At 62.8% G+C, this 12,196-nt stretch carries 10 protein-coding genes and 1 tRNA gene; 6 read left to right on the forward strand and 5 right to left on the reverse strand.

What is annotated here, in order from left to right; genetic code table 11:
- The first annotated feature begins 325 nt into the window (after positions 1–325).
- Positions 326–1,747, forward strand: coding sequence for a DHA2 family efflux MFS transporter permease subunit (locus NKI20_RS00970; RefSeq protein ID WP_352827475.1), 1,422 nt, complete (start codon positions 326–328; stop codon positions 1,745–1,747).
- A 6-nt stretch (positions 1,748–1,753) separates the two neighbouring features.
- Here NKI20_RS00970 and NKI20_RS00975 read toward each other — a convergent pair whose 3' ends face one another.
- Together NKI20_RS00975 and NKI20_RS00980 are read right to left on the reverse strand one after the other, a co-directional pair.
- Positions 1,754–2,500 carry an RlmE family RNA methyltransferase gene (locus tag NKI20_RS00975; protein WP_352827478.1) on the reverse strand — a complete coding sequence of 249 codons (747 nt, stop codon included), beginning with the start codon at positions 2,498–2,500 and terminating at the stop codon, positions 1,754–1,756.
- A 31-nt stretch (positions 2,501–2,531) separates the two neighbouring features.
- Positions 2,532–3,887, reverse strand: coding sequence for a Ppx/GppA phosphatase family protein (locus NKI20_RS00980; RefSeq protein WP_352827480.1), 1,356 nt, complete (start codon positions 3,885–3,887; stop codon positions 2,532–2,534).
- A gap of 401 nt (positions 3,888–4,288) precedes the next feature.
- On the opposite strand from NKI20_RS00980, the gene NKI20_RS00985 reads away from it, so the two are divergent.
- The 3 genes from NKI20_RS00985 (at position 4,289) to NKI20_RS00995 (ending at position 6,554) form a co-directional block, all read left to right on the forward strand.
- Positions 4,289–5,221: a lysylphosphatidylglycerol synthase domain-containing protein gene (locus NKI20_RS00985; RefSeq protein WP_352827482.1), complete on the forward strand. Its 933-nt coding sequence runs from the start codon at positions 4,289–4,291 to the stop codon at positions 5,219–5,221.
- 173 nt (positions 5,222–5,394) lie between these two features.
- A tRNA-Gln gene (locus NKI20_RS00990) sits at positions 5,395–5,468 on the forward strand.
- Positions 5,469–5,933: 465 nt separating this feature from the next.
- On the forward strand, positions 5,934–6,554 hold the full coding sequence (locus NKI20_RS00995) for a hypothetical protein (protein WP_352827484.1): 621 nt from the start codon (positions 5,934–5,936) through the stop codon (positions 6,552–6,554).
- Between the two features lie 33 nt (positions 6,555–6,587).
- On the opposite strand, the gene NKI20_RS01000 is transcribed toward NKI20_RS00995, so the two are convergent.
- Positions 6,588–7,274 (reverse strand): D-lyxose/D-mannose family sugar isomerase, encoded by a 687-nt coding sequence (locus tag NKI20_RS01000; RefSeq protein WP_352827487.1) that lies wholly within the window; start codon positions 7,272–7,274, stop codon positions 6,588–6,590.
- Between the two features lie 280 nt (positions 7,275–7,554).
- Between NKI20_RS01000 and NKI20_RS01005 the strand changes: the two genes are divergently transcribed.
- Positions 7,555–8,613 carry a D-TA family PLP-dependent enzyme gene (locus NKI20_RS01005; protein WP_352827490.1) on the forward strand — a complete coding sequence of 353 codons (1,059 nt, stop codon included), beginning with the start codon at positions 7,555–7,557 and terminating at the stop codon, positions 8,611–8,613.
- Between the two features lie 146 nt (positions 8,614–8,759).
- Complete coding sequence (locus NKI20_RS01010) at positions 8,760–9,050, forward strand: hypothetical protein (RefSeq protein ID WP_352827492.1); 291 nt, start codon at positions 8,760–8,762, stop codon at positions 9,048–9,050.
- Between the two features lie 57 nt (positions 9,051–9,107).
- On the opposite strand, the gene NKI20_RS01015 is transcribed toward NKI20_RS01010, so the two are convergent.
- Both NKI20_RS01015 and NKI20_RS01020 read right to left on the reverse strand, forming a co-directional pair.
- Complete coding sequence (locus NKI20_RS01015) at positions 9,108–9,866, reverse strand: heme ABC transporter permease (RefSeq protein WP_352827494.1); 759 nt, start codon at positions 9,864–9,866, stop codon at positions 9,108–9,110.
- Between the two features lie 232 nt (positions 9,867–10,098).
- A complete protein-coding gene (locus tag NKI20_RS01020) occupies positions 10,099–11,880 on the reverse strand; it encodes a glucan ABC transporter ATP-binding protein/ permease (RefSeq protein ID WP_023762195.1) in 1,782 nt (593 codons plus the stop codon).
- Between the last annotated feature and the right edge of the window lie 316 nt (positions 11,881–12,196).

Genomic DNA, 12,196 nt, shown 5'->3' on the forward strand with positions numbered 1-12,196 from the left:
TCTTGATTTCGTGCCCTCAGCTATGGTACATATTCCCCTATGGTGCTGATTTGCGCCAGTGACCCGCCGCTCAGGCGGGTTTTTCGTTTAATGCTCCGTCAGCCAACGCGCCGGCAAAGGCTGCGAAGGAACCCGTCAACCCGAGTTCGTTGCCGTGTTTCACGCTCCCGGAAAGCTGACGTTTCGTCCAGAGAATGCCACCTGTGGTTGCCGGTCGCACAAAAGTCACAGCAAATTAATGCGACATCCCGGCGAAGGCATGATACCCGCCCTCCTGAAGCCGACATGCTAGCGGCGACGCAACATTCACGTCTGGACGCGTTCCTTGAACCGCACCATTCCGCTCATACTGGCGGTCGCTCTTTTCATGGAAAACATGGATTCGACCGTCATCGCGACATCGCTGCCGGCGATCGCAATCGACATCCACACCAGCCCGATTGCGCTCAAGCTTGCGCTGACCGCCTATCTGGTGTCGCTGGCGATCTTCATTCCGATCAGTGGCTGGATGGCCGACCGTTTCGGCGCCAAGAATGTCTTTCGTGCCGCGATCGCGGTCTTCATCGTCGGCTCGATCGCCTGCGCTCTTTCCCGTTCGCTGCCGGCCTTCGTCGTGTCGCGCTTCCTTCAAGGCATCGGCGGCGCCATGATGACGCCGGTCGGGCGGCTGGTGCTGGTGCGCGCGACCCCGAAGAGCGAACTCGTCGCGGCAATGTCCTGGCTGACCGTTCCGGCACTGGTCGGGCCGCTGGTCGGGCCGCCGGTCGGCGGCTTCATCACCACCTACTTCACCTGGCACTGGATCTTTCTGATCAATGTGCCGATCGGCGTGGTCGGCATCTGGCTGGCGACGCGCTTCCTGCCGGAGACCGAACCCGCGCAGACCCCACCGCTTGATTTCATCGGCTTCGTGCTGAGCGGGCTGGCGGCATCCGGCGTGGTGTTCGGCCTGTCGGTGGTCAGCCTGCCCTATCTGCCGCCAATCGTCGGTGTCGTCACCGTGACGGTTGGCCTGCTGTCGGGCGCGCTCTATCTGCTGCATGCGCGCCGTGCCAAAAACCCGCTGCTGGCGCTCGAACTGTTCCGCAACCGGGCATTCCGCTCCTCGGTACTTGGCGGCGGACTGTTCCGCATAGGCATTGGCGCCGTGCCGTTCCTGCTGCCGCTGATGTTCCAGATCGGCTTTGGACTGACGCCGTTCCAGTCCGGCATGATCACCTTCGTCTCGGCGATCGGCGCCATCGGCATGAAATTCGTCACCGCACTGATCTTCCGCGTCGCCGGCTTCCGCCGTGTGCTGGTCATCGGTTCACTGGTCGCCGCGGCCTCGATCGCCATCAACGGCCTGTTCACACCCGACACACCCTATCTGCTGGTGCTGGCCATGCTGCTGGTCGGCGGCTTCATCCGCTCGATGTTCTTCACCGGCGTCAATGCGCTCGCCTATGCCGAGGTTTCGGCTGAAGACACCAGCAAGGCGACGCCGATTGCCGCCGTCTTCCAGCAGCTGTCGATCGCGCTTGGCGTGGCGGTGGCCGGCGGCATCCTGGAAGTATCCACGAGCCTGAATGGCAGGTCACTGACACTGGCGGATTTCCACACCGCGTTTTTCGTCGTCGCGGCGATTTCCGCCGCCGCATCGCTATCATTCATGCGGCTGGCGCCCGATGCCGGCAACGCCGTCTCCGGCCATGGCCGGTTGACGACGCCCAAGACGCTGGAAACGGTAAGCCCGCCCGGCAACTGACGCGAGTCACACTTCGGGCTCGCCCTCTGGACGTTCCGATTCACCTGACGGCGGCTCTCGCCCCTTGAAGTCCTTGGCCAAGAGATAGAGTTCGACCGATTCGTCGCGTGATGCCGGCGGCTTGACGTGATGGACGGAGCGAAAATTCCGCTTGAGCATCGAGAGCAGCTCGTTTTCGGCGCCACCTTGGAAGGTCTTGGCGAGGAAATGCCCACCCGGCTTCAGGACCGACAGAGCGAAATCAGCCGCCACCTCGCACAGATGCATGGTGCGGATATGGTCGGTTCGCTTGTGGCCTGTGGTGGGTGCCGCCATATCGGACAGTACGATATCGGGGTCGCCGCCGAGCGCCTCGGCCAGCTTTTGCGGAGCCAGCGGATCGAGGAAATCCATCAACAGCACCGGTGCGCCGGGCACGGCGTCCATTTCCAGATAGTCGATGCCGATGACATGCGGCTTGTCGGCCGTCGATTTCGTCCGCGCTGCCGCGACCTGGCACCAGCCGCCGGGGGCGGCACCGAGATCGATCACCTTCATACCGGGCTTCAACAGATGATGCTTGTCGTCGATCTCGATCAGCTTGTAGGCCGCGCGCGAGCGATAGCCGTCAGCCTTGGAGCGCTGGACATAGGGATCGTTGATGTGGCGCTGCAGCCAGCGGCGCGACGATTCCTTCAGCCCACTCTTCTTCTTGATCCGCGTCTTCAGCACGCGAATGCTGGCAGATCCTGGTTTTTCCGGCTTCTTGGTCATTACCTGATTTCTTGTTCGTCACTTTTCGGGATCATGCCCTGCTGCGCCCATCGTAGCGCCAGACGCCATCATCGGCCATCAGCTCGCTCAATATGCCTTCGCGCAGGCCACGGTCGGCGACGCGCAATCGCTCCGACGGCCATACGGCGCGGATCGCTTCGAGGATAGCACAGCCGGCCAGCACCAGATCGGCGCGATCCGCACCGATGCAAGGGTTGGCGCAGCGCTGCTGGAAATCCCAACCGACCAGTCGTTCGACCATGCGGTCGACGCTGTCGCGATCCATCCACAGCCCGTCGACGCGGCGGCGGTCGTAGCGTTCGAGGTCGAGGTGAACGCCGGCCAGCGTCGTCACCGTTCCGGACGTGCCGAGCAGATGGAAATTCGGGCTGGCCTTGAGATGGCTCAGCCGGTCGCGCCCATCGAAGCTGGCCAGCCGACCGGCGACGTCGTCGACCATGGCGGCGAAAACCTCGCGCGTCACCGTGCGGCCGCCGAAACGTTCGGCCAGCGATACGACGCCGACCGGCAGCGACGTCCACGAGACGATATGGTTGGCGAGCCTTGGCGAGCGGCGGCCGGCGAGATCGATCAGCGCGATTTCGGAGGAGCCGCCGCCAATATCGAACAGCACGACGCCTTGCGTGTCGCGCTCGACCAGCGAGCCGCAACCGGAAACCGCGAGCCGCGCTTCGGTCTGGCGATCGATGATCTCGAGCTTCAGGCCGGCTTCGCGCTCGACGCGGTCGAGGAACTCGAGGCCGTTATCGGCAGTGCGACAGGCTTCGGTGGCGATCAGCCGGGCTTTCCGGATCTTGCGGTTGCGCAATTTGTCGCCGCAGATCTTCAGCGCCTCGACCGCGCGGTCCATCGCCGGCTGGCCGAGCCGACCATTGGCGGTGAGCCCCTCGCCCAGCCGGACGATACGCGAAAAGGCATCGATGACGCGGAACTGGCCATGCCGCGTCGGCACGGCGACCAGCAGCCGGCAATTGTTGGTGCCGAGGTCAAGCGCCGCAAAGACGGGAAGTTCATGCATTGGCGGCCGGCGGGCGCCCTGTTCGAAGCGCGCCGGCGCAGCCACGGGCGAGGCCGCCAATTCCGCCGGTCTGTGCGCCTCCGCCGCCGGGGTCCCGGTTTTGCCTGGCGCCGGAGATCGATTCTGCGTGGGACGCGCGTCATCGCGCGCAAAAACCTTGCGCCCGCGCCTTCGCTTGCGTCGCTTCTTGGGCTTGCCCTTCTGGGTCGCGTCGCCCGCCTGCCCATCTGCGGAGCGGGACTCCGTCGGGCGGCGCTGGCGCCAGCTCGCGGTCCCGGGAATTGGCCCTGGGGAAGCGCTGGACGCGCCCACCTCCGGCGCGCTGGCGCCGGTGTCGCGGTCTTCCACTGTCGTTCCTTCCGGCACCGCGCGAACCGATGACGGACGCTGCAGGCGCTTCAGTGTTTTAAGTTGCCGCCAGACTAACAGCGCCGCGCCCGATCACCAAGAGCCGCGTGCTGAATTTTGCCGGCTGGGTCCGCAAACCACCGTTCCGGTCACGCCGCGCAATTTTTCTGCAGGCCTGGACCGGTACGCCCAATGCCTGTCGGTGCCCTCTTGAGCCGCTTGCAAGATGGACAAATCGGCCCGGTTGTCGGCGCGAAAAACGTTCGCGGTTGAATAGCCGGCTTCAATGAGGCATTTCTGAAATGGGCGGAAGGATCCGGCGTGGCCGGCCTCCTCGCACCACCAGCAGAAGAGGAAGCGGACCCGCAACGCATGGCAATCCGGCAATGAATTGGCAGGCAATGAACTGGAGGCGCTATTTCTGGCCGGTCGTCGGCATCGCGGCGGTGATCTTCTCGCTGCTGCTGCTCTGGCACGAACTGCGTGGCATTTCGCTCGACGATGTCTGGGACGGCATATCGGCCATTTCGGCACCCGGCTGGATTCTTGCAGCCGTGAGTGCGGTCATCGCCTATGCCTCACTCGCCGGCTACGACCACATCGCACTCCTGCATATCGGCAAGCGTGTGTCGTGGCTGTTCGTCACGCTCTGCTCGTTCACGACCTATGCGCTGTCGCACAACATAGGCGGTTCCGTGTTCTCGGGCGCCGTCATCCGCTACCGCGCCTATGGCACCAGGGGCCTGAGCGGGCAGGATGTCGGCGTGCTGGTGGCGGTCTGCTGGATCACCTTCGTGCTGTCGATGATTTTCATCTCTGGCCTGGTATTGGTCTTCGAGCCTGAGATACTCGACCGGTTTTCCGGCCTTGCCCATCATGGCCTGTCGGAGGCAGCGGGAATAGCGATGCTGCTGCTGGTCGCCGCCTACATATTCGGCAGCTGGCTGCACCTGCGCCCGCTGAAGATCGCCAGCTTTCAACTGCACTATCCGGCGCTGCCTATTGTCGCGCGGCAATTGCTGATCGGTCCGATCGAACTTCTGGCGGCCGCCGCGATCATCTTCTTTGCCCTGCCCGAGGCCCACAATCCCGGCTATTTCGTCGTGCTCGGCGTCTTCCTCGTCTCCTTCTCGATCGCGCAGATCTCGCACGCGCCGGGCGGCCTGGGCGTGTTCGAGGTCGTCTTCCTCGCCGGCCTCTCCGACATGGACCGGGTTGGCGTGCTGGCGGCGCTGCTGGTGTTCCGGCTGTTCTACCTGATTATCCCGTTGTTCCTCGGCCTGGGCATCGTGCTGTTCTTCGAACGCTCGCAGTTCAGCCGGACAGAAAGCTGAGCACGAGATTGAACGCGGAGCCGGGCGCGACGTTTGAAACGCGGCATCTGAACGGGCTGACGAAACCTGCCGTTTGAAGCGCTCAGCAGGCTTGACTATTTTCCGCTGGCAGCTAAAAGGCAGCGCTCAAGCGGCTCAGCCGCTCGGCCCGCACGGTTCATGACCGCGCCTGCTGGGGAATAGGTTAACGGTAGACCCACGGACTCTGACTCCGTTAGTCCTGGTTCGAATCCAGGTTCCCCAGCCAAACATATCTCGAAAACAGCCGATTTACTCATCCCGGAAATTCTGCAGCGTTTCAGGGCGCAAAGTCATCCTTGCCGGGCGTGAACGGGACTCGGCAACACCGAGATCCAATCCGCTGACTTATATTAGCTTTCTCTCATTAATAACTGATCGTTGTGACGCGCGCCGTCCAATCTGGCGCCTGGAGTGGAACATGGTCCTTTAATCAAATTAGCAATAATGCATAAAAGGGCTTATAATTCGGACAGCCGGCACTGCCCCCCCAAGCCGGTTAGGCTCGGCGCCAGTCCCCTCGATACCCCCCCGACGCCGGGCCGCTGCTCCTAAGCCGCTGGTTAGGATGAGCGCGCGAGCGATATGACGCGTCATCGGTGTCTATGCGACGGAATCATGGAAGGCGAGATTGCCCGGTCGTTGCGTGCGCCTTAGCGAAGCTTCGCGAAAGGATCCTGCACGAGGCGGCGTAATGCCCACTGATAGCCAGTTCATTCTCGAAAGCATCAGCCAAGGCTGCGTGATGCTTGCCGATGACGAGTTCGTCATCGACAGGCTGGTGAAGTATGTCGGCAACGGGAGGATCCGATGGCACGTCGAATTCCGTGGGCATCGCATCGAGCTGACCACAGGCCAGCTTAAGAAGCAGCCTACCTTCCGCCGGAAGATGCTCGAACAGGCTGGTGTGCTGCCGCCCCAGCGTGCAGCGACCAACTACAGGCGATGGGCACTCGATCTGAGGAAGAATGCCATCGAGCTTCCTTGGCGGGATAGGCCGGTCGATGTCGGTTTCGCCATCGACAGGCTCACCAGCCATGGGGATGAGCGCTGGACGGTCGAATACCAAGGCAAGGCAATCAAATTCACGACGACCAAACTCCGCAGGCAGGTCAGTTTCCGCAAACGCATGCTGGCCAAGGCCAAGGTGCTGCCGCCCCAGTTGGACCCGGTTGCCTATCGGAAGTGGATAGACTGGCTCATTCAAAACGCCACCGACCCGCAGGCCGGCGATGCCTTGATGACGGAGAAAAGTTGGCTTGACGACCTGCCAGAGCTAGCCGGCTGGCAAAACGGGAACGGCCTGACATCCTAGTTGCCCGCGCGATTCCCGCGCCGGCGTTGCCGCTTACCCCAGCCATTTCTCGTAGTCGGACACCAGCAGGTGCACGGGGGCGACATCCTCTTCGATGTCCGCGAAGCGGCCGATCGGGTCGCGAAACACGTTGTCGGTGAGATCGTCGTTGACGGTCGACACTTCGCCGATCAGCACATCCTTGCCCTCGGCCCAGAAGGCATGCCAGACGCCGGGCAGCAATGTGACGCTCTGGCCGGGGTCGAGCTTCAACAGGCCGCCCGCCGGCAGCCTGTGGATGGTTCCGTCGACAGGCACCGACACTTCGGCCTTGGGATCGATGCCGCCGTCGCGGTCGTGCATGAACAGTTCCAGCACCAGCTTGCCGCCACCACGGTTGATGATGTCCTCGGCCTTGATATTGTGGCGGTGCATCGGCGACAGTTGGTCCTTGCGCGAGATCATGATCTTCTCGGCATAGAGCATGCCCATGCCCTTCTTCATGTCCTCGTAGCGGCCGTTGCGGACGGTGAACAGGAACAGGCCGAGATCCTTGAACTTGCCCTGCCCGTAATCGGTGATGTCCCAGCCGAGCCGAGAGCTGAAAACGGCCGAGGAATCCATCTGACGCGCCTTCGCCTCCTCGGGTGACCAATAGGCGAAGGGCGGCATGATGTAGCCGAACGAGCGGATGAACGCGTCGGCTTCGCGGATGATGTCGTTGATGGCGGAGCGTTTCATGATCATGACCCTTCGTGTCGATTTTGCCAAAGCGCCTCGCGTTCGACGAGGTTCATGCGACGCGCGTTGGGGTTGTTACCATGCATGCCGTGATCCCAAAACCGCTACACACTTTTGCGCGACATGCTTTGGCAATTCGCTTAGCCCAACGCCGATCCGGTGTCGATCTGGCCAGGCCTTTCGCCTCGAGCACATGGACCATAGACCGGGTTCGCTGGCCGCGTGACATCGTGTCGGTTCAGGGTCATAACCGCTGCGGATTTCCACAGAGTGACAGCTGATGCCGACCATCCACGACCTCGATACGCCGTCGATCCTGATCGACGCCGCGCGCGCCGAAGCCAACATTGCCCGCGCCCAGGCCCATGCCGACAAGAACGGGCTGAAGCTGCGGCCGCATATCAAGACGCACAAACTGCCCTACTGGGCGAAGAAGCAGGTCGCGGCGGGTGCGGTCGGCATCACCTGCCAGAAGATTGGCGAGGCGGAGGTGATGGCCGATGCTGGTCTCGCCGACATTTTTCTTCCCTACAACATTCTTGGGCGCGCCAAGCTGGAACGGCTTCTGGCGCTGCATAGGCGTGTCACCCTCTCGGTGACCGCGGACAGCATGGAGACGCTGGAAGGGCTGGCGGCGACCTTCGCCGATGCCGGTCATCGCCTGTCGGTGCTGGTCGAATGCGATACCGGCATGGGCCGCTGCGGCGTGCAGACGGCGGATGAAGCGGTTGCGCTGGCGAGACAGATCGACAGAGCCGGCGGCCTCGCCTTCGGCGGGCTGATGACCTATCCGGCCGCTGGCCGCGCGGCGGAGGCCGAGGCCTGGCTCGCCGGCGCCAAGCAGGCGCTGACCGCGTCAGGGCTCGCCTGCGAACGCATCTCCAGCGGCGGCACGCCGGACATCTGGCGCTCCAGCATGGCATCGGTCGTCACCGAATATCGCCCTGGCACGTACATCTATCTCGACCGCTACCAAGTCGCGAAAGGCGTCGGCAGTCTCGACGATTGCGCGCTGACGGTGCTGTCGACAGTGGTCAGCCATCCCACAGCAACGCGCGCCATCCTCGATGCCGGCAGCAAGGCACTGTCCAGCGATACGTTGGGGCTCGCCGATTTCGGCGAGCTGCTCGGCATTTCGGGAGCGCGGGTCACCGGCTTGAGCGAAGAGCACGGCACCGTCACGCTTTCAGGCGACGGAAAGCTGCGCATCGGCGATCGGGTGCGTGTCGTGCCCGATCATTGCTGCGTGGTCACCAACCTGTTTGACGAGGTCAATCTGATCGACGGCGACACGGTGCTGGAAACACTGCCGGTGGCAGCGCGCGGCCGCACCAGCTGACGCGAATATCCAAACGCGTGTCCAGGGCATAGTGCATGGTCGACCCTGTCTAAGGTCCTGCTTGCCGCCGGTGTTCCCTTACGTCAATCTGCCTTCAGCAAGCTGGCCATTGGATGGTTCGCGGCTTGTTCGGGAGGAAAACGAAAATGGCTTACGCAATCGCGCATTATTTTCCTGGCGGCACGAAGGAGCAATACGAAGCGTCAATCGCTGCGGTGCATCCAGCAGGCGGGAAAAGCCTGCCAAAAGGCCAGATCTTCCATGCTGCCGGCCCGTCGGCCGGTGGCTGGTCAATTGTTGCGGTTCACGAGTCCAAGAAGAGTTGGGAGCAATTCCGGGATGACATTCTGATGCCTCAGATGAAAACGGTCATCAAGGGTGGGTTCACCTCGCCGCCTCAGGAGACCACGTTCGAGGTTCACAATCTGCAGAAATGACAAGCTGTTCAGAGACGACGAACGCTTGATCTGTCGATGCACCGCTGCGATGGCGCCTTAGATCCGCTCGGCCTGCCTGGCGGCGACGCGACGCATTGCAATGACCCTGCGGCGGCGGATTTCCGTGCGCATCGCCATCAGATGCAGCGCGAAGAACAGCACGGTGAAGCCTAGAGCCATCACGAGCAAAGGCCAAAGCAGGCTCGGATCGATGGTCGGCCCGCCAAGCCTGAACACTGACGCCGGCTGGTGCAGCGTGTTCCACCAGTCTACCGAGAATTTGATGATCGGGATGTTGATAAACCCGACCAGTGTGATGATGGCGGCGGCCCAGGCGGCGCGGCTTGCGTCGTCGAGCGCGCGGCTCAGCGCGATGATGCCGAGATACATCAGGAACAGCACGAAGACCGAGGTCAACCGCGCATCCCAGACCCACCAGGTGCCCCACATCGGCTTGCCCCAGATCGAGCCGGTGATCAGCGCCAGCGCGGTGAAGACAGCACCTATGGGTGCAGCCGATTTCAGCGCGACATCGGCCAGCGGATGCCGCCAGACGAGGGTGCCCAGCGCCGAGACCGCCATCAGCGTGTAGCACATCATGGAGAGCCAGGCGAAAGGCACGTGGATGTACATGATGCGAACGGTGATGCCTTGCTGGAAATCCTCGGGCGCGGCGAAGCTCATGTAGAGTCCGACGGCGAGGATGAGTGCGGCGACGGAGGCCAGCCACGGTACGATCCTGTCGACCAGCCCGACGAAGCGCGTCGGGTTGGCAAGATCCATCCAGCCGGTCAGGCGTGAAGTCGTGTCGCTCATGCGGCTCTACATAGACCGCCGGCGCGTTCGGGGCAATCGAGCGGTGGTGTCGCAGGGCTGGGCAGCGCTTCCCTTCTCCCCTTGTGGGAGAAGGTGGATCGGCGCGCAGCGCCGAGACGGTTGAGGGGTGTTGGGCGGAATGAGGCGTTGGTGTCTTCTGGAGCACCCCTCATCCGACCGAGCTACGCTCGGCCACCTTCTCCCACAAGGGGAGAAGGCAGAGACGTTCAGCTCAGGCCGCGGCTTCCTGCTGTTGCTGTACGGAGCGGCTGAGGCGGCGAACCTCCTCGTCGTTGAGCAGGCCGCCGGCGCGCAGCAGGCTGGCAAAGCGGCCATTGCGCAGCGACAGCTCGGTGAAGCCGCCCATCTCGATCACCCTGCCCTTATCCATGAACACGACCAGATCGGCGTCGCGAACGGTGGTCAGGCGGTGGGCGATGATGAAGGTGGTGCGGTCGCGCCGCAACTCGTCGATCGCTTCCTTGACGCGATCCTCGGTCTCGACGTCGAGCGCGCTGGTCGCCTCGTCGAGCACCAGGATCGGTGCGTCCTTCAGCACGGCGCGGGCAATGGCGATGCGCTGGCGTTCGCCGCCCGATAGCTGGCCGCCACGTTCGCCGACCAGCGTGTCGTAGCCATTGCTCTTCGACAGGATGAAGTCCTGCGCGGCAGCCGCATTGGCGGCGGCATGGATCTCGTCATTGCTCGCATCGGCACGGCCGACGCGGATGTTGTCCTCGATCGAGCGGTTGAGCAGGCCCGCATCCTGGAACACGGTGGCGATCGAATGGCGCAGCGACTTGCGGGTCACGGTGCGGGTGTCGATGCCGTCGATCAGGATACGGCCTTGCGATGGCGAGAAGACGCGCTGCAGCAAGTTGATGAGCGTCGTCTTGCCGGCGCCCGTCGGGCCGACAATGGCGACGGTCTGGCCAGCCTGGACCTCGAAGGACACGTCGTCGATGCCATGGCCAGAATTGGCGAATTCGAAACCGACATTCTCGAAGCGGACATGACCGGTGACGTTGGCGAGATCGCGCAAGCCGTCCGGCTCGGCGGCGTCGGCCGCGGAGTCCTCGAGATGGTAGAAGTCCTCGAGCTTGGCACGGGCCTCCGAAATCTGGTTCGCGAACGCCGACATCTGGTCGAGCCTGGCGATCAGCAGCGTGGCAAAGCCGGTGAAGGCGATGACGTCGCCGATGCGCAGCTGACCGTGGGTGACCAGATAGGCGCCGATCAACAGTACGACCATCATCGAGATCGTCGAGGACAGGCGATGCAGCGCATTGGCCATCGCCCACCAGTCGAGCACCGGGTTCTGGGCGTCGAGCAGGTTCTTGACATAGAGGCGCAGCGTATCGGCCTCGTGGCCGAGACGATTGTAGCTCTGCAACACGGCAACATTGCTGACCGAGTCGGTCACGTGCGCGAACACCTTATGGTAGTGGCGCTCCACGGCGGCCTGACCCGCCTTGGTGCGCTTCATCACCAGCCGGCCGATACCGACATAGAGCGCACCGAGCGCCAGCAGCACCATAGACATGCGCAGGTCCATGCTGACCGCGGTCGGGATCAGCAGGAACAGCGCAACCACCGTCGACAGGTGCTGACGCATGAATTCGAGCCACAGGCTGAACAGCGTCTCGACCGCGCGCAGCAGGGTGTGCAGGGCGTTGGAGGTGCCGCGCTGGTGGTGCCAGGCAAGCGGCATGGTGATCACGCGCTCGAACGAGTCGCAAAGCACCTCGCTACGGCGCTTGTGGGCAAAGCGGTCCGCGCCGCGCGCCACCAGCACGAATGCCACGATGTTGAAAGCGCCGAGGCCAGCCCACAGGGCAAGTGTCGTAAACACCGAGCCGCGTTCGGAGATCGCATCGATCACCCGTCCGAACATGATCGGCTCAAGAATGGCGATGATGGCGAGAGCCACATTGGCCGAACAGATCAACGCGACGCGCTTCCTGTCCTGGGCGAGATATCCGAGCGCTCGCCAGTAGATTTGCAGAAGGGTCACCCCAGTTACTCCGCCATGCTGTTTATTGTGCACTGCATCATTTGACTCGTATCGGTTGATACGTCGCAAAACAATGGCCGTGTACCTCTTCAGTTCCCTCAGAGCGAACAAAAGATGGCGACGTTCCGAAATCTGCCGTGATCACCTAACGGTTTGAGAAGACAGGTAAAATGTCAGGCATACGGCGAAATCATGGCAGTTGGCACACGCTGCCACAATTTTAATCAGCGGCAATGTCGGGCGCATGACCAAGGCCGAAATCTCCTTCTGCGCAGTATAGGCCAAAGCCAAGTGCGCTTGCGCCCCGCCTAGCGAC

Origin of the sequence: Mesorhizobium sp. M0830, assembly GCF_040319965.1 — a bacterium.
In the GTDB taxonomy this organism is placed as follows: domain Bacteria; phylum Pseudomonadota; class Alphaproteobacteria; order Rhizobiales; family Rhizobiaceae; genus Mesorhizobium.

What these genes read in the sequence shown, in the direction of transcription:
- NKI20_RS00985 (WP_352827482.1), top strand. Translation starts at nt 4,289, where the DNA reads ATGAACTGGAGGCGCTATTTCTGGCCGGTCGTCGGCATCGCGGCGGTG.
- NKI20_RS01010 (WP_352827492.1), top strand. Translation starts at nt 8,760, where the DNA reads ATGGCTTACGCAATCGCGCATTATTTTCCTGGCGGCACGAAGGAGCAA.
- NKI20_RS01005 (WP_352827490.1), top strand. Translation starts at nt 7,555, where the DNA reads ATGCCGACCATCCACGACCTCGATACGCCGTCGATCCTGATCGACGCC.
- NKI20_RS01015 (WP_352827494.1), bottom strand. Translation starts at nt 9,866, where the DNA reads ATGAGCGACACGACTTCACGCCTGACCGGCTGGATGGATCTTGCCAAC.
- NKI20_RS00995 (WP_352827484.1), top strand. Translation starts at nt 5,934, where the DNA reads ATGCCCACTGATAGCCAGTTCATTCTCGAAAGCATCAGCCAAGGCTGC.
- NKI20_RS01000 (WP_352827487.1), bottom strand. Translation starts at nt 7,274, where the DNA reads ATGAAACGCTCCGCCATCAACGACATCATCCGCGAAGCCGACGCGTTC.
- NKI20_RS00975 (WP_352827478.1), bottom strand. Translation starts at nt 2,500, where the DNA reads ATGACCAAGAAGCCGGAAAAACCAGGATCTGCCAGCATTCGCGTGCTG.